This is a genomic window from Pectobacterium nicotianae, assembly GCF_023272715.1.
Classification (GTDB): Bacteria; Pseudomonadota; Gammaproteobacteria; order Enterobacterales; family Enterobacteriaceae; genus Pectobacterium; species Pectobacterium brasiliense.
Map to the genome: position 1 here is coordinate 3,798,042 of NZ_CP096821.1, position 25,623 is coordinate 3,823,664.

A 25,623-nucleotide genomic window follows, 5' to 3' on the forward strand; every position below is an offset into this window, starting at 1 on the left:
GGCATTACCCAAAACAAACTCATCACGCCAGATTAGAGCGGAACGGTGGCAGTAGCCAGATTTGCGCCGCTTCAATCACCTCATTCATTCGCTTTTCATCCAACTCACGGATAATGCGTTGCAGGTAATAATCCTCCCCCTCACCCCGCATTCCCATGTTGCCCTGCCATGCTTGCAGTAAACGGGCGCGCGCTTTGTTCTGCGCCTCCTCATCCGACCGCAGGCTATCGCTTTCGCGATCATAACATTCAGCCAGCCAGGCGCTCCCCGCTTTATTGAGCAATAACAGCGGCTTGCTCATTCCCTGACGATAACCATCCAGCATGACAGCCAAATGTTCTCTGGCCTGTACTTCCGACAAGGCAGCAAAGCGCCACGCCGTCTCTTCCCGCCCATACAGTCGGCTTTCACCCTGCCCGCCCGTTGCACAGTAGGCCAGATGCTCCAACCACAGCGTAATGCCATCCTTCATGGAAAGCGTGCCGGGACGCCAGCGCAGCAAACCATCCGGCTGCACCTGATTCAGCCAGCCGCTGACGCGCACGCCGTCAAGGAGGATATCGACTTCCCGACTCACCGACAGCGACGGCGTTAATTCATCACGCACACGCGCAGCCAACTGCGCCATCTCCTGCTGCTGTTCCTGCCAGTAAATTTCGCCGAACGCACCATAGGGTAACTCACCCGCGGCTCTGGCACGGCGATACAGTTTTTCCGTATCGCCTTCATTAATCAAGGTATTAAGCAACTCGCTATTCAACTGATAGCGGTTAAGGCTATCAACCACAAAGGGCTCTTCATCCAACAGCTCATCGCTGTGCAGCATAAAACTCACACCAAGCCGCAGTTGAAAAAAGGCTCGCACAGGATGACGATAAAAACGCTTCAAATCGTCCAGACTGACATCCCTATCACTCGCTCTTGCGGACAGCGCTTCGCGATCGAAATCAGGCTGAGCTTCCCCTTTTCGGTTCGCCGCCGCCAGCCACTCGGCCGCAAAACTCAACGGCTGCGGTGCAGACAGGAAGTTATTCGCATCAAAAGGCATACGGCTATGTTCGCGGCAAAGGTGCTTCACCACGCGCTCCGCGCTGCTATCGATATCCAGCGCTTCATCGCCCGGCAGGACGTAACTTTGCGCGATATATTCCGTCAGTTCGCTGACCAATACGGAAGGATAGCGACGCGTATTATCCTGGATCGAGCGCCCGATATAGCTGATATAGAGTTTGTGCTGCGCCGACAGCAGCGCCTCAAGAAATAGATAGCGGTCATCATCACGTCGGCTACGATCGCCGCGCTTGATTTTCCGCCCCATCAGATCGAATCCGAGAGGTGGAAGCGTTCGAGGATAAACGCCGTCATTCATGCCCAACAAACACACAACCTTGAACGGAATGGAACGCATCGGCATCAGCGTACAAAAGTTGATCGAACCAGCAAGAAAACGCTGGCTGAGTCGCTCCTGATCGAGACGACGCGACAGTTCATCACGTAACCGGGAGATTGGTACCTGTTGCGGATAATGCGCCATCGTGCCCATACCAATCACGTACTGCCACTGTTTTTCAACTAATGCCAGCGCCGCTTCGGTCTCACTGTCAGCGTCAAAGAAGGTTTCGATCAGCTCTCGACATAACGGTAACCAATCAACAAGCACGCGCGGCTGAGACAGGCGCTGACGCCAATGGTGGATCTGCATCAGCAGTTCAGCCAGTTGACCGGCCAGTTCCGCAATCAATCCGCTGGATTCATCATAAGGCAGCACACCCTGCCAATCGCCGACCTGACTGTCCATCGCATAGCCCAGCAGCATTCTCGTCAGGCCAAAACGCCACGTATGCTGCCCTGTTGGCGGCAGCATCAGATCGCGTACGTTGTCGTCATCCAGTCCCCAGCGCACACCGGATTCCACCACCCACAGGCGCAGACGCCGTAGCCCTTCTTCCTGAATACCGAAACGCGCGGCCAGCGCGGGCACTTCAAGCAATGCCAGAACCTGTTCCGCCGTAAAACGGCTCGTCGGTAAATCTAGCAGGCTGATTACCGCCTGCAAGGCGGGATGCGCATGTCGCGCACGCTGATCGGAGATGGCAAAAGGCAGGTAGCGGTTATCTGGCGCGTTGCCAAACACCGCCTGAATAAACGGCGTATAGCTGTCGATATCCGCCATCATCACAATGACATCGCGCGGCATCAGTTCAGGATCGTCAGCCATCATGGCCAGCAGCCGATCGTGAAGCACTTCCACTTCACGCTGCGGGCTGTGGCAAGCGTGGAAATCGATCGAACGATCGTCGAGAGCCAGCAGGCGTTTTTGCATGCTGGTGTTCTGCGTTTCATGGCTGACGGCCACTACCGCGTGGTCTTCCAACTCAAGAATATCGCGCTGCAAGGTTTGCAGCAGATTTTCGCCATCCGACTCAACAAAAGCGTCGATCTCCTGCACGCTATCCAAATCAGCCAGCAGATACAGGTTATCGCGCCCCAGCTTTCCCCACGATGCCAGCAGCGGATTATTAATCGACTGTTTACCGTCGTCGTTGAACAACGTTTCTGCCTGTGAAGGATCGCGAAAGAGCGGGCGGGTTTCATCAGTCTGTTCGCCATCAAAGCGATGTAAGCGGCGGTTGCGGGCTTTTAGCTTCGCCAGAAATTTATAATCCTGAATGTCACTCCAGTAATGGCGACAGGGATTGGTAAATAGCAGGTGCACATCAATATGGCGCGCCAGTGCGTTCAACGCCTGTAAATAGATGGGGGGTAACGCCGAAATACCGCAGATAAAAACGCGTGGCGGCAGGCCTTTCGGGCACGTTCTTGCCTGTTCTAACGCAGTAATAAAGCGTTGATACAGAATCGCATGGTGCCATTCGGGCTGCGCCAGCTCGCGCGTGTAATCCACCAGCGCGCGCCACAGCGCGGACTGCCACAGCTGATTCCCGCCGAGATCGTCAACCTGTTTCCCTTCTTGCCATGCCTTGATCCATTCCGGGCGATAAATCAGGTATTGATCGAAAAGATCCGCTACGCGTCCGGCAAGCTGATGCAGCTTGCGCTGGTTATCGTCATCCTGCAAATAGTGGTTAAGGGCCGCAAAATCAGGCTGAGTCAACAAATCGGGCAGCAAATGCATGAGCTTCCACGTCATCGCATCCTTGCTGAAGGCGCTTTCTTTTGGAATATCCGGCAGCACATGGCGACACATATTCCACAAAAAAACACCGGGCAGCGGGAATTGAATATTGGCAGCAATCCCGAAGTGTCCAGCCAGTTCAATTTGCAGCCACTGCGCCATCCCCGGGCTTTGAACTAAAATCACTTCCTGCTGGAAGGGATCCGCAAGCGGCTGACGTTTTATCAGCTCAACCATCAGTCTTTTCAAGATATCTAACTGATTAGAGTGATAGATTCTAAACATTCTGGCTCCTGCTCGCCGCGGCTTACGATTTATAGTTCATAGTTTACCCAAGTATGCCTACCCAACAGGCGATGACAGGCAAAACCAACGGTTTAGTGTAGCCTGATAGCGACGTGGCGTCATGACTCTTGCCGTTACCTGACGGCATTCTCCATTCTGGAGCTGCTCTGACACACTAAACTGCCAGTTTTTACTCGCAAGAGACGCGGTATTATCAATATCAGACGGATTATACCGAACACCCGCTTCATAGGCCTCCAACTGCTGCATCGCAAATCGCCAGGCCTGACGCTGCTGCAACTGGTGTTGAAATGACTGCTGCAAGATTTGGTGATATTGCAGTAGCCCCATCAGCGACACGGCAAACAGCAGCGCCGCCACCAGCGTCTCCGGCAGGCTAAAGCCAGATTGGTGGCTCACAATCCCCTTGTTCAGCGCGCTATTCCGTTGCATCACAGCGTGTCGCCTCCTTATCAGGACAAAAATCCAGCCAGCCGTTACCCAATGGTTTAATCGCAATCTGGCCCGACGACAGTGCCGAAAAGGACACCCGTTGGTACAACGTCAACGGTCGCGCTGAAGCAGGGAGAGCCCCTTCGCCACGCAGTAATCCTTGCTCTCCATCCGAGGCCGCACGCAGGCACACTACGAGCTGTTCTGCCGACAACTGCTGGCACTGCCAGTTTTCCGTTAGCGTGCTCCAATGCTGTCCCCTTCCCCAGTTCAGCGAGGACAATGCCTGATTGAACGCTCGCAGATAGTGCCGTTCATCGTTCCCCACCTGAATGGCAGCATCAAGCTGGCGCTGCAAACCAGACATCAACAGCAGGCCGATAATGGCGATGAGCAGCACCATAGCCAGCGTTCCACTTCCCTCCTGATGTCCTTTTCTCATTGGTTGCGACCAAGAATAAGGCGGGAAGTATGCTGCCGAACGGCAGGACGCTTGGCCCAATAACCAGCGAGCTGTAATTCATATAACGCCGCATCATTTTGTGCAGACAGGCGCTGTAACCGGAACACCGTGAGCACCACCTCTTGCGGATCAAACAGCTTCTCCCACCTGTCGCCCTGACAGTTATGCGCCCCACTCTGGATTTCCAACGACCGACCGCGCAGGCGATAGCCAAAAGACTCGGCATCCTGCTGTTCCCCACCATCCCAAACCCCATTTCGGTTCAGATCGTAAGAGACATTCAGACAGCTGTTTTCCGCCTCGCCCGGATACTTCCCTATGCTAATTGCCTTTCCCTGACAGGTTCCCGCACAAAAACCAGCACGACGGATATCTTTCTCAACCCCCATCGCCACCTGACTGAACAATTGCTCCAGCCGGAAAAGCTGTGCGCTGTCCTGGCTTTGACTGCGTAGCAGAGGATACAACTGCGCCGCCGACAGCATAATCAGACTCCCTAAACTCAGTGCTAACAGGATTTCCGGCAGAGTGAATCCACGCTGCTTATACTCCGGCCTTGGTTGCCTCAATTTTGTTTGTTTAAACACGAGCGGTTTCAGCATAGGGGAATCGCCAGGACAACCTGCGCCTCGCTGCACAGACGTATACGTCCTCTCACCGAGATGATGAGGCGTAGCTGACCCGCAGAATTCGACAACGAGATGTGCCCAGCCTGTGCCGCGTTACGCAAGCCAAAGAACGTAAAAACGTTGCTTGTGAACTTTGCCAGCACAACATCTTGCGTACGGCGAACGAACTGCCCCGAATGGTTCTCACGGCACGTCTCCTCTGCCTGTTTTTCATTCTGCCCCGCCACCATGCACCATAGCTCCCCCTGCGGTATGAGCTTCACCGTACGGGTTTCGTTATGCCAGTAAGCATTCGCCTGAACCCGACTCAAAAAGTCCAGCAGTTGCTGCGCACTCTGTTCCAGACGGATTGCCTGTTGGTACTGCATCCAGCCATGCAAACCACCGCCCGCCATTAGCGCCACAATCGTCAGCACCACCAATAATTCAAGCAAGGTGAACCCTCGCCGTTGTCGATTCCCTGTTTTCATGGCGTCAGGATAGTGAGTCTTATCTGTAAAAACAGCGTGTTAACCACGTTATACGCGGCGGCTCGCAATGTTTTACTGCAACGGTGTAACAACAGAAAAAGCGTGCGGGGAGCTAGGGAAAACGAGGGAATAGCAGGAAAAACCACGCGGTGAAGGAGGTAATGTCGCACCCCGAGTAAGTCGGTGGCAAGGAGGAATCGAACTCAGGATGAGGAGATCGAAATGAAATCAATAACGGTGAGAGAAAGCAGATGATTTACTCAACTGGTTCATATCGTATTCAAATCGGAGATAGCACATTGAGGAAGAGTAAATAATGCGCGACAATGTGGCTAATAAATCGTCATTTTGCGAGGTGGTTATGAATAAAGAGCCGACAGATTACCGTGCAACAGTGTCATCTCGACAGATGAAATCTCATGCTGGCCGCAAAATGCAAATGACCAGTGAGGAAGAATTATTTACTCTCATGTCTATCGCGGCAGATGGGATTAAAAACTCCCCAGCACCATCGATTCAGGAAGCGGTAGGTCCGTTGCACGAAGAGAAATAACAAAAAGGGCCGCATGACGCGGCCCTCGAAAACATGGGAGAGGCTTTAGATCGCAACCGGTGCTTTGATGGCGGGATGTGGATCGTATCCCTCGATTTCAAAGTCCTCGAAGCGGTAGTCGAACAGCGTATCCGGACGGCGCTTAATCACCAGTTTAGGCAGCGCGCGTGGTTCACGGCTCAACTGTAGATTCGTCTGTTCCAGATGGTTGTTGTACAGATGCGTGTCGCCGCCAGTCCAGACGAAATCACCGACATCCAGATCGCACTGCTGCGCCACCATATGCACCAGCAGCGCATAGCTGGCGATATTGAACGGCAGACCGAGGAAGATATCGCACGAGCGCTGATAAAGCTGGCAAGAGAGTTTGCCATCCGCCACGTAGAACTGGAAAAACGCGTGGCACGGTGCCAGCGCCATTTTGTCCAACTCACCCACGTTCCAGGCAGACACGATAATACGGCGAGAATCTGGATCTTGTCTCAACTGGGTCAGAACATTCTTCAACTGGTCGATCTCACGACCGTCGGCAGCGCCCCACGAACGCCACTGTTTACCGTAAACCGGCCCCAAATCGCCGTTCTCATCCGCCCATTCGTCCCAAATACTGACTTTATTTTCATGCAGATAAGCAACATTGGTATCGCCGTTCAGGAACCAGAGCAACTCATGAATAATCGAACGCAGGTGGCATTTTTTGGTGGTAACCAGCGGAAACCCGTCCTGCAAGTTGAAACGCATCTGATGGCCGAAAATAGAACGCGTGCCCGTGCCGGTACGGTCGGCTTTCGGCGTGCCCTCTTCAAGCACTTTTTTCATCAGATCCAGATACTGTTTCATACTACCTCACCACAAATATTAAAGAAGGACGGCGGATTATTGCTGTGCAGGCTGACGGCGGTAGGCCCAGACCATCATCAGAATACCAGCGATCACCATCGGCAGAGACAGAATTTGCCCCATGCTGAACAGGCCGCCGAACAGCCCCAGCTGCGCATCCGGCTGGCGGAAGAATTCAGTAATGATTCGGAACATGCCATAACCGATCAGGAAAAGCCCTGAAACGCTGCCCATCGGCCGAGATTTACGAATAAAGATATTCAGAATGATAAACAGCGCCACACCTTCCAACATCATTTGATACAGCTGGGAAGGATGACGCGGCAGCATGCCGTACTGATTGAAAATCGCCTGCCATTGCGGGTTACTGACGGCCAGCGCCATATCTTCGCCGCGCGAACCAGGAAACAGCATGGCCCACGGCGTATCCGTCGTCACGCGTCCCCACAGTTCGCCATTGATGAAGTTGCCCAGTCGGCCAGCACCAAGCCCGAAAGGAATCAGAGGAGCAATAAAATCAGCAACCTGGAAGAAATGGCGTTTGGTACGATGAGCGAACCACAGCATGACGCAGATAACGCCCATTAAGCCGCCGTGGAACGACATACCGCCATCCCAGACTTTGAAAAGATAGAGCGGGTTTTCAAGAAATGACGGGAAGGCATAAAACAGGACGTAGCCCAAACGCCCACCGACGAAGACCCCAAGGAACCCCATATACAGCAGGTTTTCTACTTCATCTTTGGTCCAGCCGCTACCCGGTTTATTCGCCCGACGCACCGCCAACCACATGGCAAATACAAAACCCACCAGATACATCAGCCCATACCAGTGCAGCGCCAGCGGGCCGATTGAGAAAATCACGGGATCAAACTGAGGAAACGCCAGATAGCTTGTCGTCATCATTCACCACATATTTTATTGTGTTATCCCTACTTTTGGGATCGTCATTGATAGGCAAAAGGCAGGAGAATGAATCTGTTCCTGCGAACCGCGGTGGCGAATCATAGCATACGCACCCACGCTCGTTGATCGCGGAGGGGAAAAGTTCTGTAAAACATTGAGTCGTTGTTAAACATTTACTCGCAATTAAATCTTGATGTCTCCGTCAATACCGCACCGCGACGGATTAGCGTCCGCCGCGAATCAAGCCGCCCAATCCGCGCTCTTCCATGAAGATCGCGGCCCACTGTCGAACTTCCGTCGCACTCTGCGCACCGAGTAGTTGCTTCACCAACGCCTGCGATTCCGCCAGCGTAATTTGGCGCAGCAGATATTTAATTCGCGCAACGCTACGTCCGTTCATACTGAGTGAGCGATAGCCCAGCCCGGTTAGCAGCAGTGCGCCGAGCGCTTCGCCCGCCATTTCACCACACACGGAAAGCGGAATATTATGCCGCTCGCACTCGACGGCGATCATATTCAACGCCTGCAACATGGAAGGATGCAGACTGTCATAAAGCGATGCCACATGAGCGTTGTTACGATCTACCGCCAGCAGATACTGCGTCAGATCGTTGGTACCAACCGAAACAAAATCGATGCGGGAAGCCAGATGAGGGAGCAGGAACAGCATCGACGGGACTTCAATCATGATCCCAATTCGCGGCTTGGGCTGCGGGAAGCCCAGCAATTCTTCTACTTCGCCCGCAGCCTGATCGATCAGGCGACGCGCTTCGCTGATTTCATCCAGACTGCTGATCATCGGCAGCAGGATGTTGAGATTGCCAATATGTGCGTTGGCACGCAGCATCGCGCGCACCTGAATCAGAAAGATTTCAGGCTGATCGAGCGTAATACGAATGCCGCGCCAGCCAAGGCACGGGTTCTCTTCGCTAATAGGCAGATAAGGCAACGGCTTATCCGCGCCGATATCCAGCGTGCGCAGCATCACGGGGCGCGTAGGGTAAAGCGCCAACATGCTTTGATATTGCGCCATCTGCTCATCTTCAGACGGAAATCCGCTTTGCAACATAAACGGGATTTCCGTGCGATACAGACCCACCCCATCAACCTGATTGATAAAGCGTTTTTCGTGTTCAGCGCTGAGCCCCGCATTCAACATGACCTGAATGCGTTCGCCGCTTTTCAGTACAGCAGGCTGTTCCATCTCGCCTTCGGCCAGGCGAGTCAGCTCATTTTCTTCCGTCAACAGACGCTGGTATTCCTGTACCAGCACGGGTTCAGGATCGACCAGCAGCTCGCCGCGATAACCGTCGATAATCAGCTGTCGCTGATGCAGCAGTTCGGGCTGGATGTCTGCGCCCACCAGCGTCGGAATGCCCATGGCACGGACGAGAATCGCCGCATGCGAATTCGCGGCACCGTCATAGACAACAACGCCCGCCAGACGCTCCGGCGGCAGTTCCGCCAGCAGCGTGGCGGTTAATTCATCCGCTACGAGGATAAAGCGCTCAGGCCATTGCCCCATGATTTGCGCGTTATCGTCGAGGTGGAACAACAGTCGTTGCCCCAACGCACGCAGATCGCCCGCCCGTTCGCGTAAATAAGTATCCTGCAAGTTGGTGAACTGCGCGGCAAAGCGCTCGATCACCAGCTTCACGGCCCACTCGGCGGCATTGCCCGCATCCACTTCCTGAAAGAGTTCTCGCTTGAGCCGCGCATCGTTCAACAAGTGCGAGTACAAATCGAAAATCGCCGCGCTCTCTTTCTGCGCGCTGGCGCTAAACCGCTTGCTGAAGCGACGGAATTCCGCCGTTGCCTCTTCCAGCGCCTGCGTTAAACGGGAGCGCTCACGCTCGCTGTCCAGACTCGATGCGGGGAAAACCTGTTCCAGAGAAGGCTGAGTACAATCCTGCCAGCCGGGGGCGATCGCCACGCCGGGTGCAGCCACCAGCGCCCTAACGCGCGTCTGACGGTATTGACCGAAGAGCGTTTTTATCTGTGAAAGGGAAAGAATAGCGGCCATCTGCGTGGCCAGCGTCACCATGAACGATTCTTCGTTTTTATCAAACTGACGATGTTCACGCTGCTGCACCACCAGTACGCCCAGCAGGTGGCGACGGTAGATAATGGGAACGCCAAGAAAAGAGCGGAAATGTTGCTCTTTCACGGCGGGGATATATTTGAAACTAGGGTGTGCACGCGCATCGGCCAGATTGATGGGCTCAGCACGTTGCCCGACCAGCCCGACAATACCTTGCCCAAACGCCAGCGTAACCGTGCGCCCGCGCGGCTTTTTCAACCCGCGCGTTGCCATCAGGTAATAACATTGACGATCGTGATCGGCCAGATAAATGGAACAGACTTCCGTGTCCATAGCCTGACAGGTCTCATTGACCAGAATGTCCAGCGCATCACTAAGGCGGGCCGTTGCCGCAACGTTTTCGACAATTTCTCGCAAGCGCGTGAGCATAATGTGCCTGAATTACCCTCTTTTTCGCCGAGGACCAGATGGGGTAACCACCCGAGCCGCAACACTCTCCTGAAGCAGTATCACCGGATTGATAAATTCCTTCATCACGCGACGATACACATCTCGCTTAAAAGAGACGACCTGACGTACCGGATACCAGTAACTCACCCAGCGCCAGCCATCAAATTCCGGCGTGCCGCTGCTCTGCATATTGATATCCGACTCATTACACATCAACTGTAGCAAAAACCATTTCTGCTTTTGGCCGATACAGACCGGTTTTGTATCCCAACGCACCAAACGCTTTGGTAATTTATAGCGTAACCAGTTACGGGTAGATGCCAATACGCGCACATCCTTTTTTCTTAACCCGACTTCTTCAAACAGTTCGCGGTACATCGCCTGCTCAGCACTTTCACCGGGGTTAATCCCCCCCTGTGGAAACTGCCAGGAGTGCTGACCATAGCGCCGGGCCCACATCACCTGCCCCTGCCGATTACAAATTACAATACCAACGTTTGGGCGGTAGCCATCATCATCGATCACCGACTACCTCGATAAACATCAATGCAAAGATGACCTGATTGTTTCACACTCCCGTCAGGCGGTAAACCACTGCTTAGAAAGCATGTGATACGAATAAAAGTAAGATAACCCACAGATAAGATCAAAGTTATAAACATGTGAAGGCCGGAATCGGCAATTTATTCACTTTTTCTGTGGACATCTTTGTGCAGAACCCATGAAGAAGTGAGTAAAACTCATTTCTCATGAAGAAAAAATATTAATGCGAATTAAAAAATAATTCTTTATATTCATTAAATTACAAACCATCTCACGTAAAAAATCAACCCCTTCTTTTTTGTTCAAATGGCATACAACGCAAGATTGGCGAAAGATCGCACTATGACGATTTTATCCACAGGGAATGCCTCAAAGTCAGGCAATAAATAGGCAAAAACAGCAAAAAGGTCGGGAGTCAAGGCTGTAAATCGAACCAGTAATTCATGTTTATGTGGGTTATCCAAGAAATCTGTGGATAACCTAGTGTAAGATCCTGTTTATTGTCGGTGGCTATACGTGCACAGTTTGCAAAACGGTGTTAAGTGATCGCCATCACACTAAAAAAAAGCACTACGAATCATGCTATTATTGTTTTTCTCCACAGTCTTGCAGGCTGTGCACTGGTACTCTCTGTCTATTGTGTTTTTTTTGAGCGAAAAAATATCGAGCTATACGCTATGAATTCACCCACGGTTCACACGACTGCGCCGGCAAGTGAGCACACGTTGCTGGAACGCGCGCAATCCCTCGCGGGTTATAATCTCGCGGAATTAGCGGACATCGCCCGCCTGCCCCTTCCCGCTAACCTGAAACGTGATAAAGGCTGGATTGGTATCTTGCTGGAGCGTTTTCTGGGTGCAAGCGCAGGCAGCAAACCCGAGCAGGATTTCCCCGACATCGGCGTTGAACTCAAAACCATTCCTATTGATGAACAGGGCAAACCGCTGGAAACCACGTTCGTCTGCGTCGCACCATTAACAGGCAACAGCGGCGTGACGTGGGAAAGCAGCCACGTACGACACAAGCTCGCGCGGGTACTGTGGATTCCGGTGGAAGGCTCGCGGCACATTCCGCTGGGGGAACGCCGTATTGGCACACCGCTGATCTGGAGCCCCAATGAAGAAGAAGAGGAACAACTGCGCTGCGATTGGGAAGAGTTGATGGATCTGATCGTGCTTGGCCGGGTAGAAAGCATCACCGCCCGACATGGCGAAGTGCTACAGCTACGCCCCAAAGCGGCAAATAGCCGGGCATTAACCGAGGCGATTGGCGAATTTGGTCAACCGATTCTAACCTTGCCACGCGGGTTCTATCTGAAGAAAACCTTTACCGCGCCGCTACTGGCCCGCCACTTTATGCAGCTCAGCCGTTGAATTTCCTTAGAGCGATGTTCTATTAGCACGATGCTTCATCAGCGCCCCGCTTCATCGTACACTAGCCTTATACGCCGCACTCTATTACGCAGCAATCGTGCGACAAGGGAATCGATCTGGGAAAAGCCTGACGCCAACCCAGAGCAAAAGGGACGCCAGCACACGGCTGCAATGCAAAGTATGAACGTTATATCTCTACGACATCACACTTTCGCTTGCCTACGCCCCGAGCTGGCAGAGTATAATATCGTTTACGTTTCGTTTAAGGTGTATTGATATAATGTTTGATTGGATTGTTGATCCGAACGCATGGTTAGCATTGGGAACGCTGACTATTCTGGAAATCGTTCTTGGGATCGATAACATTATTTTCCTGTCTCTGGTTGTCGCCAAACTGCCTAAAGCCCAGCAAAACAAAGCTCGCCGCATCGGGCTGATGGGCGCGATGTTAATGCGTTTGGGACTGCTCGCTTCTATTGCCTGGGTCATGCGTCTGACCGACCCGCTGTTTACCGTCGCTGGCAATGAAATCTCCACACGTGACCTGATCTTGTTCTTCGGGGGGCTCTTCCTGATCTGGAAGTCGAGTATGGAAATTCACGAAACCGTCGAAGGCGGTTCAGAAGACCATACTTCCAAGGTGTACTCTTTCTTTGGCGCGATTGTGCAGATCATGATGCTGGATATTATCTTCAGCCTGGATTCGGTGATCACTGCTGTCGGCCTGTCTGACCATCTGTTTATTATGATGGCAGCGGTCATTATTGCCGTTCTCGTGATGATGTTCTCTGCGCGTCCTATCGGCGAGTTTGTCGAACGCCATCCGTCCGTCAAAATGCTGGCCTTGTCGTTCCTGATCCTGGTCGGGTTCACCCTGATTCTGGAAAGTTTCGACGTTCACGTACCGAAAGGCTATATCTACTTCGCCATGTTCTTCTCGATGTCCGTTGAGGCGTTGAACCTGCTGCGCAGTAAAAAAGAAAAAGCAGCACACTGATCGCCGCATAGCGAGCGTTCAAAGCGCTAGACGTCATAATCAGGCGGCGACCAGTCGCCTGATTACACAATATTAATTCCCTCCAAACACATTTTTTCCATTATTCCTACGTTATCCCCCGCAACCATTTGCTAGACTCACCTTAGATTTTGGCATTTATGAACGGGTTAATATGATGAAAGTACGGATGAAAATGGCAATCACACTGGCGTTATTATTCACTCTGGCAGGCTGTTCCAGTGACTACGTGATGGCGACAAAAGAGGGACAAATGCTCCTGACGCAGGGAAAACCCGTGCTGGATAAAGATACCGGGTTGCTCAGCTATACCGATGAGCAAGGTAATCAGAAACAAATCAACAGCGATCAAATCTCCCAGATCGTGCAGCGCTAACGGCAACGTTAGCCCGATATTCACCCCATCGAACGACGCTCTTCGGCAAAATCCTGCTGAAGGGCAACAGAAGAGACTTCCCCACTCGCCACGGCTTCGTTTATAGTCGAATTCAGGTGTGTTTTCCCAAACTCATTGGAATCGCAGCAAATCATGCGGAAATGAGGAGAAATACGCCTGCTATTTTCAGACATAAGGAAGCTGGCAATGCAATATCACCGTATTCCCCATAGTTCTTTAGAAGTGAGCGTGCTGGGTCTTGGTACGATGACCTTTGGCGAACAAAACAGCGAAGCAGACGCTCATGCTCAGTTAGATCACGCCATTGCCGCAGGTGTTAACCTGATTGACACAGCAGAAATGTACGCCGTTCCTCCGCGCCCGGAAACACAGGGGCTAACCGAGAGTTATATCGGTTCCTGGCTGAAATCCCGTGGCGGACGTGAAAAATTGATTGTGGCCAGTAAAGTCTCCGGCCCCGTGCGCGGAAACGATCACAGCATCAGGCCACAGCAGGCGCTGGACAGAAAAAACATCCGTGCCGCGCTGGATGCCAGCCTGCAACGCCTGAATACCGACTATATCGATCTCTATCAGTTGCATTGGCCACAGCGCCAGACCAACTGCTTTGGCAAGCTGAACTATCAGTATACGGATGACAAACCGCAATATACTGAAGACAAATCGGTCGTCACGCTGCTGGAAACGCTGGAAGCACTAAATGAACAGGTGCGTGCCGGTAAGATCCGCTACGTCGGCGTCTCCAACGAAACCCCGTGGGGCGTGATGCGCTATCTGCATCTGGCGGAAAAACATGATCTGCCACGTATCGTGTCGATTCAGAACCCCTACAGCCTGCTGAATCGCAGTTTCGAAGTCGGCTTAGCGGAAATCAGCCAGCATGAAGGCGTCGAACTTCTCGCCTATTCATCACTGGCATTCGGTACGCTGACGGGGAAATACCTGAACGGCGCGAAACCCGCTAACGCACGCAACACGTTGTTTAGCCGCTTCACCCGTTATACTGGCCCACAGGCTCAGGCAGCGGTTGCCGAGTACGTCGCGCTGGCGCAAAAACACGGTTTGGATCCGGCGCAAATGGCATTGGCGTTTGTGCGTCAGCAACCGTTCGTCGCCAGTACACTGCTGGGTGCGACGACACTGGAACAGCTGCAAACCAACCTCGACAGCCAGAACCTGACGCTGGACGGCGAGATCCTCGACGAGCTGGAAGCGATCCACCGCCGGTTCACGTTCCCTGCGCCATAACTGCTCAACTGGGGCTGATAAGCCCCAGTTCCCCCCTTTCCCTTTTACCTACAGCCTCTTAGTCACATTTTTATGCAGATGCGGAGACGGTTTCGTGCGCCGCAATACCGCCATTTTTGTGCTACCTCGTAGCACGCGCCCGACTCAGGGCGCTCAGTCGCCGCCGCCCTGAGAACCCAGGCTTTCCGGCTAAATTATGTCGCTGCGCGATGCCATCGGTGGTCATGACCGCTAGACGAGCCGCCAGTGACGCGTTCCCGACGCGGCACTGGCTTTCGCGGCATCCATGCCGCTCACTCGGCGGTCATGACCACCGCTGCATAATTTCTTACGCCGGATAACGGTCAACCCCGTTTGCATCCTGCATTAATTGTGTATACGAGGCGGATTAACCTTAGAAAAACAAGCATTTAATCAAGGATTGAACTATTTTTGGGCTGAAAAAGCGGAATATCCTTACCGGTGATATAACGCTTGCGCAACCAAGACGATATCCCATCCATGACCATCACTATCGCGACTAGAATCAGGGTGATAAACATCACCACGTCCCAGTTCCATAAGCGCATGTTCTCCGCATAAACCAGACCGATGCCGCCCGCGCCGACAAAGCCTAATACGGCGGCAGAGCGGGTATTCGATTCAATCTGGTAGAGGCTGAGCGCCAGAATAATGGGGAACGATTGTGTGAAAATGCCAAAGCGGTGTTTTTGCAGCGCAGTGGCTCCTAGCGCGCTCAGGCCTCGTCCGGGTGAACGTTCGACGGCTTCGTGCCCTTCCGCGTAGAGCTTGCCGAGCAGGCCAATATCCTGCATCACGATGGCCAACAATCCCGCCAGCGGCCCCAGCCCGACGGCTCGCACGAATATCAGCCCCCAAATTGCCATATCAATACCACGCATCATGTCCAACAGACATCGAACCAGCAGCGCAATCGGCCGTAACCCGCGACGCTGCATGATGTTGCGCGCCGCAAAGAAGGAGAGTAGCAGTGCGATACAGGTCGCGGTTACCGTCCCCGCAAACACGATCGACAGCGTGATGGCAATTTGCGACAGGTAGTAACCAAAGGGCCAATTGAGAAAATCATGCCAGACAAACATGCGTAAAAAATAGCGTCCCAGCTGCGCCGAGCCATTGACCCACTGCTGCCAGCTGATGCCAAAAGTCTGGAAAAAGAACAGGTAATACAGCGTGACCGCCAGCGCCAGCAGTGCGACTCGGCGTAGATAGCGCGACTGTATACGAAACAGGTCGGGGTGCTGCTGTTTCAATTGCTCGACATCAGGCGACGTCACGGTTCTCATGTCACTGTCCTTCTACCACGCGGCGGCGTAAATAGCCGGATAAACCATCCAGCAGCGAGACCACAACGAGAATCAGCAATAAGGTCATACTGACCTGATCGTAGCGATCGAGCTTAATGTTGGTCATCAGTTCCTGGCCGATGCCGCCCGCGCCAACCAGACCAAGAATGGTGGAGGAACGGAAATTAATCTCCATACGCATAAAGCTGTAGGAGAGAAAAATCGGCTTTACCTGTGGCCAAAAGGCGAAACGCATAATCTGGAGCTTACTGGCACCACAGCTTGCCAGACCGCGTACTGGCCGATCCGAAGCGCTTTCCAGAGACTCATAAAACAGTTTGGTTAAGCTGCCGACGGTGTGCAGTGCCAGCGCAATAAAGCCGGGCATGGCTCCAATCCCAAAAGCCATGACAAACATAACCGCCCAACCCAGCTCCGGCATGGTGCGTAAAAACGCCACCAGCGCGCGAATAGTCATACGCAGTAACATCGAGCTTTGCGTATTCGCGGCGGCACAGAATGCCAGCATCGTGGCAACCGCCACCGCAACGATCGTGGAAGCCAGCGCCATTTGCAGCGTTTCCCAGATCAGCGGCAGCTGTATCGGCAGCCGATATCCCCAATAAGCCAGAGAGCCTTCGGTATGAGCGTTCGCCAGAAGCTGCTGCCAGTGCAATACAGGCAGCGTATCGTGCAAATAGCTGAAAAAACTCGGCAGAGAAGACCAGATGGTTGCGGGGCTGAATTCAGCGACCTTGCCCGCCCCCAGAAACAGGCAAGCTAGCAGCAAAGACCACAGTAGCGCCTCGCGCTTCTGTCGCCCTTTAATCTGTTGATAATATTGTTCAAAGTCATTCTTCAAAACAGTGTCCTGTTTATCGGGCGATATGTCATGCCCTGGCTTTGATGAGCGGATCGAAATGTTGCCGCCCGTTCGATGTCACGTCCGAACGGGCGTTTAGGGAACGGCGAAGCGCCTGTGCTCGATCAGCGATTGCCCTGCGTCAGTTCGCGTTTCATGTCGATGATGTGCTGGTAATCATTCAAGCTTGCCGGACCGATATGCTGAGTCCCGCCCATCGCCTTGGTAAAGCATTCATGCTGATCTTTATCCAGCTTCATCACCGCAGTAATGACCTTCTGTTTGAAATCCGCAGGCAGCTTGTTGCTGACCAGAATCGGGCCGTTCGGAATCAGCGGGGATTGCCAGATAATCCGGATCTGCTGCATCAGGTTCGGATGATCCATTCGGATCAGGCGGGTAAAAGCGCCTGCTGTATAGCCCGTGTTGTAATCGCCCACCATCGATGTCCAGGCGACGGCACCGTCAAATTGACCATTCAGTACGCCCAGAATGTCCTGCTCATGGCCGCCAGAAAACGTCACGCTGGAAAAGAAATTGTTGTATTTGTTGTCGTTATTCCCGCCAAATTTCTGTTTGAAAATCTGGTTGGGAACCAGAAAGCCCGAGGTGGAATCGGGATCGGCAAAACCAAAGGATTTCCCTTTCAGGTCTTCCAGCTTTTTGTACGGGCTGTCGGCTTTGACCACCACCACGGAGTGGTAGCCGCGTGACAGATCTTTATCGTCAACGGCGATGCCGACGATATCCACCGCATTAGGATCTTTCAGATAGACAGAGGCGAAAGCCGACGGCGACATACTCAAAACCAGATCGACTTTTCCCCCCAGCAATCCCTGAATGACGCCGGAGTAATCCGAAGCGTTACGCAATCGGGTCTCAACCCCCAACTCTTTATCAAGGAACTGTTTGACGCACTGGTTATCACCGATCTGCTGTGTCGCATTTTGCCCGCCCAAAATACCCAAATTCAGCTCTTTGGGCGTCCCCGCCGCCGTCGCGCTGAAGACGGTCAGTGAGCTGGTTAACATCATCGCCAAACCAAAGATCTTTCTCATTGTTATCACCTGTTCTCGTGTCAAAGGCCATCGTGTTAAACGCACACAGTCTTAAATACACATCGTGTTCAATGCATATCGCATTAATGTGCGTTCAGTTCATCGCCATACAGCGTATGAAGCAGCGGCTCATCCAATTGCGTTGGATGCCCGTCAAAAACAATGCGCCCTTGGGCGATCCCGATAACCCGCGTGCAGTACTGCTTCACCAGATCCACCGAGTGCAGATTAACCATCACGCTAATCCCCTGCTGACTCACTTCCCGTAAGACGTCCATGATGCGGCGAGTATTTTTGGGATCGAGCGACGCGACAGGTTCATCGGCCAGCAAAATTCTGGGCTGCTGCATGAGAGCCCGACAGATAGCGACACGCTGCATCTGGCCGCCTGAGAGGTTTTCCGCGCGTTGTAACGCCTGCGGCAGCATATTTAACCATTGCAACAACTCGATGGCGCGCGCGCGGTCCTCGTCAGAAAACACACGAAAGAGTGACTTGAGCGTGGAGGTTTGGCTAAGGCGCCCCAGCAAGACATTAGTGAGAACATCCAGCCGCGGCACCAGGCAGAAATCCTGAAAAATCATGCCGCAATGGGCGCGCCATTGGCGTATCTGGCGCGAGCGTAGCTTGATAATATCCTGTGGCTGCTCACCGCTGTAATTGATGATTTCACCGCCAGAGGCTGAAATCGTGCCGTTTAACAGATGAAGCAGCGTCGATTTTCCTGCCCCGGAACGGCCAATGACGGCAACGAATTCTCCCGTGTGCAGATCGAAGTTAACGTCATCTAGCACCCGGTGTTGTGGAGACCACACTTTCCCCACGCCACGAACGGACAGAACCTTTTGTGGCCGAACGGGCTGCAACTGCGTTTTGAATTCGAGGCCAGATTTCAATTGTGCCTGTGCCATCTTGATATCCACTGTGGTGAGGTAGCCCCCTCATTAAGAACAGATGGCGTGATGGTTTAATGAATAGAAAATGATTAAATAATGACCAATTGAAACGATTTGTGAGGCTATCCTTAGCCGCGCCAACATCCGCTAATAAGCAAATCAATCGATTAGTACACCTTCTGCCCTTTTGCCCACACATGACGAATATGAACATGGCCGTGAAGCGTATGAGCCAGAACCAGATCGGCACGCCCTCCTTCAGCAATCACACCGCGATCGTGTAGCCCAATCGCGCGGGCAGGATTGCGCGTCAGCAAGGTGATAGCGCGCGGCAGGTCATAAGGATTGCTCTCATCCTGTGCCAGACGAAACGCGGCATCAAGCAGGCTGGCGGGGTAGTAATCGGAAGAGAGAATATCCAATAAGCCCTGCTGCGCCAGCTGACTGGCGGATACGTTGCCCGAATGCGAACCGCCGCGTACCACGTTGGGTGCGCCCATCAACACCAGCAACCCTCGGTCGTGTGAGTATCTCGCCGCCGCCTCAGTAGTGGGAAATTCAGCAATCGCACAGCCCACCTGAAGGGATTCGTTAACGTGTTCTACCGTGGCATCGTCATGGCTGGCTAGTGCGATCCCTTTTTTACGGCAGAGTGCCGCGATCGCCAGCCGATTGGGCTGAGACCAGCAAGCGGCCAATCCCCTCTGTTCTTCTTCAAACGCGTCCATCTGTAGGTTACTGAGATGATATTTTCCCTGAAAATATTCGCGGTATTTCTGCAACGATGTGTACTGACGCTGGCCGGGCGAGTGATCCATCAATGACACCAGCAATAGGTCGGGGGTATTCATCAGTTTTTCAAACAGCGGCACCGTAGCGTCATACGGCAGTTCGCAGCTCAGATGCAGCCAGTGCTCGGCGCGGTTTAGCCCTTTTTCCTGTCCCTGACGGATCGCCTCAACCATTTTGTTGAGATTATCGAAACGATGACCACCATCCCGCACGTCCCCCACGGCAATCGCATCCAGCACGGTGGTGATACCATTCGCCACCATCAGCGCATCGTGGCTGCTCATAGCCGAGTAGGCTGGCCAATCCACTTTTGGCCGCGGGGTAAAAAATTTATCGAGATTATCGGTATGCAGCTCCACCAGCCCCGGCAACAGGAATCCCCCTTCGCCATCAAAAGCCCCAGGCTGCTGGCTACATGCGCTGCTGACGTGAACAATAACGCCGTTTTGCACGTCCAGCGATCCGTAAACCACCTCATTTTCCAATACCAAACGGACATTATTGATAATCATGTTGCTGCACCCCAGGATAAGGTTGCATAGCGTGTAAATGCGTGGCGAGCCGGTTACGCACCGCACCGTCATGGAAAATACCGACAATCGCCGCCCCGCCCTCACGGGCTTCTTCAATCAGTTGAACCACCACATTGCTATTGCCGCTGTCCAGCGACGCGGTCGGTTCATCCAGCAGGAGAATCGGATAATCGGCGATAAACCCTCGGGCAATATTCACCCGCTGCTGTTCTCCCCCGGAGAAGGTCGATGGCGGTAGCGACCAGAGTCGTTCTGGTACATTGAGCCGGACGAGCAACTGTCTGGCGCGATCCTCACACTCAGCACGCGCCAGACCGCGCTCCAGCAGGGGCTGAATGACGACATCCAGCGTGGAGACGCGGGGAATCACCCGTAAAAACTGGCTGACCCAACCAATGGTGTCGCGGCGAATGGCAAGAATTTGCCGTGACGGGGCGTTCACCAAATCGACCCAGTGCTGGTGATGCTTGACCCAGATATGGCCGCTGTTAGGCTTGTAGTTGGCATACAGCGAGCGGAGCAGCGTCGATTTGCCACTGCCGGAATGACCATCCAGCACCACGCATTCCCCTGCCTTGACCTCAAAATTGGCGTCATGCAACACGGGCAAAGCGGCACCGTGCTGATTGTGTAACACGAAGACTTTATAAAGATGCTCAACGCGAAGCTGTGTGTTCATGGCGTGTTCCGATTGATTACAACCTGATTCACCCGCGCTGGCGCGGGATTCGTGAGGCTTCCATCAGCTCAGGACTGACGAAACCAGCAGTTGCGTATAAGGGTGTCTGGGGTCGTCCAGTACGCGGTCAATCAGGCCGCTTTCGACAACCCGCCCTTGTTTCATCACGATCAGGTGGTGAGCCAGCATCCTTGCGACGCCCAAATCATGTGTCACGATCACCACCGCCAGATTCAGTTCACGCACCAGCGTCCGTAAGAGATCCAGCAAGCGAGCCTGTACGGAAACATCAAGGCCGCCAGTCGGTTCGTCCATGAAGACCAACTTAGGGCGCGTCACCAGACTACGGGCAATTTGCAGACGCTGCTGCATACCGCCAGAAAAGGTAGTGGGCAGATCGTCAATACGCGCGACCGGGATCTCAACGTCCTGTAACCACCGGCTGGCCTGCTGGCGAATCTCACCGTAGTGGCGCTGCCCGGCGGCCATCAGCCGTTCACCAATATTGCCACCGGCCGAAACCTGCGGGCGCAGGCCATCAAGCGGATACTGATGCACCACGCCCCATTCGGTGCGCAGCAGACGTCGCCGTTCACTTTCGCTCAGGCGATATAAATCGCGTCCCCGATAGTTAATCGTTCCCTGCTGTGGTGTTAAACGTGCCGAGATAGCCTGTAATAGCGTGGTTTTTCCCGACCCCGATTCGCCGACAATCCCCAGCACTTCTCCGGGAAAAAGCTCGAACGAGACGTCTTCAAAGCCCTTTTCCGGCGCATAAAGGTGCGTCAGGTTATTGACCGCCAGCAGCGGCTGTTCACTGCGATTCATGGTTTTGTTTCTCCTGCTGCTGACGGCAATAGTCGGTATCGGAGCAGACAAACAGACGCGATCCTTCATCATCTATCACGATTTCATCAAGGTAGCTGTCATGCGACCCGCACAGCGCACAGGGCTGATCCCAGCGTTGTACGCAGAACGGGTGATCGTCAAAATCCAGACTTTTCACGTCACAGTAAGGAGGCAAGGCGTAAATGCGTTTTTCTCTACCCGCGCCAAACAGTTGCAGCGCAGGCATCCGGTGCATTTTAGGGTTATCAAACTTGGGAATGGGCGAAGGATCCATCACATAGCGATCGTTCACCTTCACCGGATACGCATAGGTTGTCGCAATATGACCATAGCGAGCGATATCTTCATACAGCTTCACCTGCATGATGCCGTACTCTTCCAGCGCATGCATTTTGCGCGTTTCGACCTCACGCGGCTCAATAAAGCGTAGCGGATCGGGAATAGGCACCTGATAGATCAGGATCTGATCTTCTTTCAGCGGCATTTCAGGAATGCGGTGGCGCGTCTGAATCAGCGTGGCCTCGACGGTGCGCTCGGTGGTCACCGCCCCGCTCACGCGCTGGAAGAAACGCCGGATAGAGACGGCATTGGTCGTGTCGTCCGCGCCCTGATCGATCACTTTCAGCACATCATTTTCACCAATCAGGCTCGCGGTGAGCTGAATACCGCCGGTTCCCCAGCCGTAGGGCATCGGCATTTCCCGTCCACCAAACGGCACCTGATAGCCGGGAATCGCCACCGCCTTCAAAATAGCGCGCCGGATGGTACGTTTAGTTTGCTCATCAAGATAGCCGGGGTTATAGCCGCTTAACTCATGCATCTTTGCCCTCCTGATACTCCTGACGCAGACGTTTCAATAATTCCAGCTCGGCCTGAAAATCGACGTAATGGGGTAATTTGAGGTGGGAGACAAATCCCGCCGCCTCGACGTTATCCGCGTGCGACAGCACAAACTCCTCATCCTGCGCCGGGCTGGTCACTCGTTCGTGATGCTCTGCGGTTTGCAGCGCACGATCCACCAGAGCCATCGACATGGCTTTACGCTCCGCCCGACCAAACACCAACCCGTAGCCTCGGGTAAAGTGCGGAGCTTCCTCATCCCTGTCGGTAAACCCGTTAACCATTTCACATTCGGTCAGCAGGATTTCGCCGATTTCCAGCGGAAAACCCAACTCCTCCGGCACAATCTCTACCGTGACAAAGCCGGTGCGGATCTCTCCGGCAAAGGGATGAGTGCGGCCATAGCCGCGCTGTGTTGAGTAGCTTAAGGCCAGCAGGAATCCTTCATCGCCCCGTACCAGCTGTTGCAGACGTGCCGAACGCGAAGCGGGATAGCTCGGCGGATCGCGGGTGATATCGCACGGTTCGCTGCCGTCATCCTCTTCCCTGACGGCAAAGCCTTCGCGGGTCATCAGATCAAATATCAGCGGGCACGTTGCTTCCAGCGGTATCTCTGCCACGGACGGCGCGGGTGTGTCACCGTTGGCAAGCAGCGTGAAATCCAGTAAACGGTGAGTGTAATCGTAGGTAGGGCCGAGAACCTGACCGCCCGGCACATCTTTGTAGACCGCGGAAATGCGTCGCTCAATCCGCATGTTTGCCGTCATTAGCGGCAGGCTGTCCGCCAGACGCGGCAGCGTTGTGCGATACGCACGCAGCAGAAAAATAGCTTCCACTATATCGCCACTGGCCTGTTTGATTGCCAGCGCCGCCAGTTCACGATCGTAGATACCGCCTTCGGTCATCACGCGATCGACCGCCAGCCCAAGCTGTTGTTCAACCTGCTGGCAGTCAATTTCCGGGATATCACGATCCCCACGGCGCAGATCCTCCTGTAAGCGATGGGCATTTTCGATCGCTTTCTCTCCCCCTTTCACAGCGACATACATCAGCAGACCTCCACATGGGTGGTGCGCGGTAATGCCATCAGGGCATCGGCACAGGTGAACATCAGATCGATACCTTGCGGAAAGGGATCGGGACGGTGACAGAGATAGCGCAGCATGTCCGGCGGCAATTGCGGCTCAACGACGCGTGAGGTTTCCAGCCCCGGCCCACTCAGGCGCAGCGGCGTACCTCCGGTCAGGCCACTGACTTCGATGATGACCGTGGTACTCTTTTCCGGTGACATGACGTCACCCGCAGAAAACCGCGACAGCGCGATGGCTGACGAAACATGAAGCAAGGCGAAGGCCGCCGATTCATCGCGGGTCAATATCGCACCGGTATGAAAACGCAGATTGCTGCGGAGGGATTCATCATCCAACGCGTCATCCAGCCAGAGCGGCGTGTCGCGATCGACCAGCGTCAGCATCACCGCCGTCGAAGCGGGAGAGAGCCGCCCCCAGCCTTGCTGTAACGGTAAGGTCACCGTTACGCCCGGCTCGCTTACGGCTTTGAGGATGCGCCGAAAAGCACACTGCGCGTCAGCCACCGGCTGCGCAAAGCTCGCCTGTATAGACATCAGTTATCCCCGCGAACCAACGTGAAGAAATCGACCTTGCTACTGGCAATTTCACGCGCGCGCTGTTCACACAGCGCGGCACGCTGCGCCGCCAGAGGGGTGATGAGATGCTCTTGCAACCGATCGTGGTTTTCCGGCTGTTGCAACAGCGCATCAATAACGGCACAGCGCTCGGCATGGGCTTTATCGCGACCGGCCACATAGCTGTATCCACACGTACCGTCTGCCAAACGCACCACAGCACGAGTGATGGTCATATCCCCCAGCACAAAGCGCTTGCCCGTTCCCCCCATTCTCGCCTGTAGGCGAGTCAGGCCAATTTCAGCGGCGCGCAGCAGGGCGTACTGCGGGTGTAAATTGAGCGCGTGCCAGCGCTTTTCCAGCTCGACAACCGGGCTGAATGCCAGCACCGAGAGCCAGCGTTGACGGTGTGTTAGCGTATCCATCTAGTGCTCCAGCGTCAGTTCGATCATATCGCCGCGCGTCAGGCTGACGGAGTACTCGGCGATCTCACCGCTTGCGGTTTTATTCAGCGTGCGCAAACACAGCAGCGGTGCCTGCGCGTCGATTTCCAGCAGCCGACTCTCTTTAGCCTGAGCCAGACGCGTACTGATGCGCGTTTGCATGCGAACCAGCGTCTGATTCAGTCGCTCGGTAATAAAGTCGTGCAGCGAGCCGCTATTGAACTGCTGTAAGTGCGGCCACCAGGAAAGATTGGGCAGGAAATGGTTAATGACGCAGACGGGAATGCCGTTCACCCGGCGCAGCGTACGCAAGTGGATGATGTTATCGCCTTCGCCACAGCCCAGCGTGGTGGCAATCTCCTGACTGGCCGGACTCAGCATCGCAAAGAGTCGTTCGCTGGAGGGGTTGCTGCCTTGATCCAGCAGGTTTTGACTAAAGTGGGCCTGCGCATGCAGCGGGTAGTCATAAGGCCGCATCAGCACCAAGATCCCCACACCGTGACGGCGTTGAACCAGCCCTTTTTTCACCAAGTCATCCACGGCGCGGCGTAACGTGTGGCGATTAACGGCGTAGTGCGTTGCCAGCTGCTTTTCAGAGGGAAGGTAGTCGCCACATTTGTAGCGTTCACGTAGCGCTTCTTCTAACCGGGCGGCAATCGCCTGATAGAGCGTGGTCGGATGTCTGGACAACTGCATCATAAAAAATCTCCCAGAAACACGGGGCATTAATACGATTCGGAAGGCGAATGCTGGAATGCATAAATATTGAACAATATTGGCGGGGGAACATGTCGATATCGTTAATCAGACATGGCACAAAAATGAACTTTTTTCGATAGGCTGCTAACGATGTATGGCTATCGGCAGCGCATTACCTCACTGGACGACAGTCCTGTACCAAACGCCCCACACACGGC

The 25,623-nt window shown here is 53.8% G+C and carries 26 protein-coding genes; 5 read left to right on the top strand and 21 right to left on the bottom strand.

Features of this window, described 5'->3' with window-relative positions; translation table 11 throughout:
- Nucleotides 1–22 precede the first annotated feature (22 nt).
- Genes recC through MYB54_RS16945 form a run of 5 tightly spaced genes read right to left on the bottom strand, consistent with a single transcriptional unit; the run spans nt 23 to nt 5,436 of the window.
- Entirely contained in the window at nt 23–3,421 is a 3,399-nt protein-coding gene (recC, locus tag MYB54_RS16925; protein ID WP_206555232.1) for an exodeoxyribonuclease V subunit gamma, read from the bottom strand.
- A 57-nt stretch (nt 3,422–3,478) separates the two neighbouring features.
- The gene (locus MYB54_RS16930) at nt 3,479–3,874 is read right to left on the bottom strand and encodes a prepilin-type N-terminal cleavage/methylation domain-containing protein (RefSeq protein WP_039525072.1); all 396 of its coding nucleotides are present in this window, start codon (nt 3,872–3,874) and stop codon (nt 3,479–3,481) included.
- Nucleotides 3,861–4,316, bottom strand: coding sequence for a YgdB family protein (locus MYB54_RS16935; RefSeq protein WP_241262334.1), 456 nt, complete (start codon nt 4,314–4,316; stop codon nt 3,861–3,863). Before MYB54_RS16935 ends, MYB54_RS16930 begins: the two co-directional genes overlap by 14 nt.
- The gene (locus MYB54_RS16940; protein WP_248721088.1) at nt 4,313–4,939 is read right to left on the bottom strand and encodes a prepilin peptidase-dependent protein; all 627 of its coding nucleotides are present in this window, start codon (nt 4,937–4,939) and stop codon (nt 4,313–4,315) included. The genes MYB54_RS16935 and MYB54_RS16940 overlap by 4 nt, the downstream gene beginning before the upstream one ends.
- Entirely contained in the window at nt 4,933–5,436 is a 504-nt protein-coding gene (locus MYB54_RS16945; RefSeq protein WP_248721089.1) for a prepilin peptidase-dependent protein, read from the bottom strand. The genes MYB54_RS16940 and MYB54_RS16945 overlap by 7 nt, the downstream gene beginning before the upstream one ends.
- A 316-nt stretch (nt 5,437–5,752) precedes the next feature.
- Here MYB54_RS16945 and MYB54_RS16950 point away from each other — a divergent pair, with 316 nt between their 5' ends.
- On the top strand, nt 5,753–5,989 hold the full coding sequence (locus MYB54_RS16950; RefSeq protein ID WP_014914409.1) for a hypothetical protein: 237 nt from the start codon (nt 5,753–5,755) through the stop codon (nt 5,987–5,989).
- 45 nt (nt 5,990–6,034) lie between these two features.
- On the opposite strand, the gene thyA is transcribed toward MYB54_RS16950, so the two are convergent.
- The 4 genes from thyA to rppH all read right to left on the bottom strand — a co-directional run bounded on the left by thyA (nt 6,035) and on the right by rppH (nt 10,751).
- On the bottom strand, nt 6,035–6,829 hold the full coding sequence (thyA, locus tag MYB54_RS16955) for a thymidylate synthase (RefSeq protein WP_039312476.1): 795 nt from the start codon (nt 6,827–6,829) through the stop codon (nt 6,035–6,037).
- 36 nt (nt 6,830–6,865) lie between these two features.
- Nucleotides 6,866–7,732, bottom strand: a complete 867-nt coding sequence (gene lgt / locus MYB54_RS16960) for a prolipoprotein diacylglyceryl transferase (protein WP_010286783.1) — start codon at nt 7,730–7,732, stop codon at nt 6,866–6,868.
- Nucleotides 7,733–7,958: 226 nt separating this feature from the next.
- Complete coding sequence (ptsP, locus tag MYB54_RS16965; protein WP_248721090.1) at nt 7,959–10,205, bottom strand: phosphoenolpyruvate--protein phosphotransferase; 2,247 nt, start codon at nt 10,203–10,205, stop codon at nt 7,959–7,961.
- 12 nt (nt 10,206–10,217) lie between these two features.
- A complete protein-coding gene (rppH, locus tag MYB54_RS16970; protein WP_010282870.1) occupies nt 10,218–10,751 on the bottom strand; it encodes an RNA pyrophosphohydrolase in 534 nt (177 codons plus the stop codon).
- Nucleotides 10,752–11,446: 695 nt separating this feature from the next.
- Here rppH and mutH point away from each other — a divergent pair.
- The 4 genes from mutH to MYB54_RS16990 all read left to right on the top strand — a co-directional run bounded on the left by mutH (nt 11,447) and on the right by MYB54_RS16990 (nt 14,802).
- A complete protein-coding gene (gene mutH, locus MYB54_RS16975; RefSeq protein ID WP_039467118.1) occupies nt 11,447–12,142 on the top strand; it encodes a DNA mismatch repair endonuclease MutH in 696 nt (231 codons plus the stop codon).
- Between the two features lie 280 nt (nt 12,143–12,422).
- On the top strand, nt 12,423–13,139 hold the full coding sequence (locus MYB54_RS16980; protein WP_010299690.1) for a TerC family protein: 717 nt from the start codon (nt 12,423–12,425) through the stop codon (nt 13,137–13,139).
- A gap of 175 nt (nt 13,140–13,314) precedes the next feature.
- On the top strand, nt 13,315–13,533 hold the full coding sequence (locus MYB54_RS16985) for a YgdI/YgdR family lipoprotein (protein WP_039276145.1): 219 nt from the start codon (nt 13,315–13,317) through the stop codon (nt 13,531–13,533).
- Between the two features lie 207 nt (nt 13,534–13,740).
- On the top strand, nt 13,741–14,802 hold the full coding sequence (locus MYB54_RS16990; protein ID WP_014914404.1) for an NADP(H)-dependent aldo-keto reductase: 1,062 nt from the start codon (nt 13,741–13,743) through the stop codon (nt 14,800–14,802).
- 410 nt (nt 14,803–15,212) lie between these two features.
- Here MYB54_RS16990 and phnE (MYB54_RS16995) read toward each other — a convergent pair whose 3' ends face one another.
- The 12 genes from phnE (MYB54_RS16995) to phnF form a co-directional block, all read right to left on the bottom strand.
- Entirely contained in the window at nt 15,213–16,109 is an 897-nt protein-coding gene (gene phnE / locus MYB54_RS16995) for a phosphonate ABC transporter, permease protein PhnE (protein ID WP_206555228.1), read from the bottom strand.
- 1 nt (nt 16,110) lies between these two features.
- Nucleotides 16,111–16,971 (bottom strand): phosphonate ABC transporter, permease protein PhnE, encoded by an 861-nt coding sequence (gene phnE, locus MYB54_RS17000; RefSeq protein WP_248721091.1) that lies wholly within the window; start codon nt 16,969–16,971, stop codon nt 16,111–16,113.
- Between the two features lie 125 nt (nt 16,972–17,096).
- Nucleotides 17,097–18,029 (bottom strand): phosphonate ABC transporter substrate-binding protein, encoded by a 933-nt coding sequence (gene phnD, locus MYB54_RS17005; RefSeq protein ID WP_039510928.1) that lies wholly within the window; start codon nt 18,027–18,029, stop codon nt 17,097–17,099.
- An 83-nt stretch (nt 18,030–18,112) separates the two neighbouring features.
- The gene (gene phnC / locus MYB54_RS17010) at nt 18,113–18,940 is read right to left on the bottom strand and encodes a phosphonate ABC transporter ATP-binding protein (RefSeq protein WP_039283926.1); all 828 of its coding nucleotides are present in this window, start codon (nt 18,938–18,940) and stop codon (nt 18,113–18,115) included.
- A gap of 152 nt (nt 18,941–19,092) precedes the next feature.
- On the bottom strand, nt 19,093–20,229 hold the full coding sequence (gene phnM, locus MYB54_RS17015; protein WP_248721092.1) for an alpha-D-ribose 1-methylphosphonate 5-triphosphate diphosphatase: 1,137 nt from the start codon (nt 20,227–20,229) through the stop codon (nt 19,093–19,095).
- Nucleotides 20,216–20,929: a phosphonate C-P lyase system protein PhnL gene (phnL, locus tag MYB54_RS17020; RefSeq protein ID WP_248721093.1), complete on the bottom strand. Its 714-nt coding sequence runs from the start codon at nt 20,927–20,929 to the stop codon at nt 20,216–20,218. The genes phnM and phnL overlap by 14 nt, the downstream gene beginning before the upstream one ends.
- A gap of 63 nt (nt 20,930–20,992) precedes the next feature.
- The gene (gene phnK, locus MYB54_RS17025) at nt 20,993–21,757 is read right to left on the bottom strand and encodes a phosphonate C-P lyase system protein PhnK (protein WP_205544596.1); all 765 of its coding nucleotides are present in this window, start codon (nt 21,755–21,757) and stop codon (nt 20,993–20,995) included.
- On the bottom strand, nt 21,744–22,598 hold the full coding sequence (locus tag MYB54_RS17030; protein ID WP_100017450.1) for an alpha-D-ribose 1-methylphosphonate 5-phosphate C-P-lyase PhnJ: 855 nt from the start codon (nt 22,596–22,598) through the stop codon (nt 21,744–21,746). Before MYB54_RS17030 ends, phnK begins: the two co-directional genes overlap by 14 nt.
- Complete coding sequence (locus MYB54_RS17035) at nt 22,591–23,667, bottom strand: carbon-phosphorus lyase complex subunit (protein WP_248721094.1); 1,077 nt, start codon at nt 23,665–23,667, stop codon at nt 22,591–22,593. Before MYB54_RS17035 ends, MYB54_RS17030 begins: the two co-directional genes overlap by 8 nt.
- On the bottom strand, nt 23,667–24,242 hold the full coding sequence (gene phnH / locus MYB54_RS17040) for a phosphonate C-P lyase system protein PhnH (protein ID WP_248721095.1): 576 nt from the start codon (nt 24,240–24,242) through the stop codon (nt 23,667–23,669). Before phnH ends, MYB54_RS17035 begins: the two co-directional genes overlap by 1 nt.
- A complete protein-coding gene (phnG, locus tag MYB54_RS17045) occupies nt 24,242–24,688 on the bottom strand; it encodes a phosphonate C-P lyase system protein PhnG (protein WP_014914393.1) in 447 nt (148 codons plus the stop codon). Before phnG ends, phnH begins: the two co-directional genes overlap by 1 nt.
- Entirely contained in the window at nt 24,689–25,402 is a 714-nt protein-coding gene (phnF, locus tag MYB54_RS17050; RefSeq protein ID WP_248721982.1) for a phosphonate metabolism transcriptional regulator PhnF, read from the bottom strand.
- Nucleotides 25,403–25,623 lie beyond the last annotated feature (221 nt).

Coding starts and splice junctions, on each gene's coding strand:
- lgt (WP_010286783.1), bottom strand. CDS start 7,732: ATGACGACAAGCTATCTGGCGTTTCCTCAGTTTGATCCCGTGATTTTC.
- MYB54_RS16985 (WP_039276145.1), top strand. CDS start 13,315: ATGAAAGTACGGATGAAAATGGCAATCACACTGGCGTTATTATTCACT.
- phnF (WP_248721982.1), bottom strand. CDS start 25,402: ATGCAGTTGTCCAGACATCCGACCACGCTCTATCAGGCGATTGCCGCC.
- MYB54_RS17030 (WP_100017450.1), bottom strand. CDS start 22,598: ATGCATGAGTTAAGCGGCTATAACCCCGGCTATCTTGATGAGCAAACT.
- phnC (WP_039283926.1), bottom strand. CDS start 18,940: ATGGCACAGGCACAATTGAAATCTGGCCTCGAATTCAAAACGCAGTTG.
- phnE (WP_206555228.1), bottom strand. CDS start 16,109: ATGAGAACCGTGACGTCGCCTGATGTCGAGCAATTGAAACAGCAGCAC.
- recC (WP_206555232.1), bottom strand. CDS start 3,421: ATGTTTAGAATCTATCACTCTAATCAGTTAGATATCTTGAAAAGACTG.
- MYB54_RS16950 (WP_014914409.1), top strand. CDS start 5,753: ATGCGCGACAATGTGGCTAATAAATCGTCATTTTGCGAGGTGGTTATG.
- MYB54_RS16980 (WP_010299690.1), top strand. CDS start 12,423: ATGTTTGATTGGATTGTTGATCCGAACGCATGGTTAGCATTGGGAACG.
- MYB54_RS16945 (WP_248721089.1), bottom strand. CDS start 5,436: ATGAAAACAGGGAATCGACAACGGCGAGGGTTCACCTTGCTTGAATTA.
- phnG (WP_014914393.1), bottom strand. CDS start 24,688: ATGGATACGCTAACACACCGTCAACGCTGGCTCTCGGTGCTGGCATTC.
- MYB54_RS17035 (WP_248721094.1), bottom strand. CDS start 23,667: ATGTATGTCGCTGTGAAAGGGGGAGAGAAAGCGATCGAAAATGCCCAT.
- phnD (WP_039510928.1), bottom strand. CDS start 18,029: ATGAGAAAGATCTTTGGTTTGGCGATGATGTTAACCAGCTCACTGACC.
- phnH (WP_248721095.1), bottom strand. CDS start 24,242: ATGTCTATACAGGCGAGCTTTGCGCAGCCGGTGGCTGACGCGCAGTGT.
- MYB54_RS16940 (WP_248721088.1), bottom strand. CDS start 4,939: ATGCTGAAACCGCTCGTGTTTAAACAAACAAAATTGAGGCAACCAAGG.
- MYB54_RS16990 (WP_014914404.1), top strand. CDS start 13,741: ATGCAATATCACCGTATTCCCCATAGTTCTTTAGAAGTGAGCGTGCTG.
- phnK (WP_205544596.1), bottom strand. CDS start 21,757: ATGAATCGCAGTGAACAGCCGCTGCTGGCGGTCAATAACCTGACGCAC.
- mutH (WP_039467118.1), top strand. CDS start 11,447: ATGAATTCACCCACGGTTCACACGACTGCGCCGGCAAGTGAGCACACG.
- MYB54_RS16930 (WP_039525072.1), bottom strand. CDS start 3,874: ATGCAACGGAATAGCGCGCTGAACAAGGGGATTGTGAGCCACCAATCT.
- MYB54_RS16935 (WP_241262334.1), bottom strand. CDS start 4,316: ATGAGAAAAGGACATCAGGAGGGAAGTGGAACGCTGGCTATGGTGCTG.
- phnL (WP_248721093.1), bottom strand. CDS start 20,929: ATGAACACACAGCTTCGCGTTGAGCATCTTTATAAAGTCTTCGTGTTA.
- phnM (WP_248721092.1), bottom strand. CDS start 20,229: ATGATTATCAATAATGTCCGTTTGGTATTGGAAAATGAGGTGGTTTAC.
- thyA (WP_039312476.1), bottom strand. CDS start 6,829: ATGAAACAGTATCTGGATCTGATGAAAAAAGTGCTTGAAGAGGGCACG.
- ptsP (WP_248721090.1), bottom strand. CDS start 10,205: ATGCTCACGCGCTTGCGAGAAATTGTCGAAAACGTTGCGGCAACGGCC.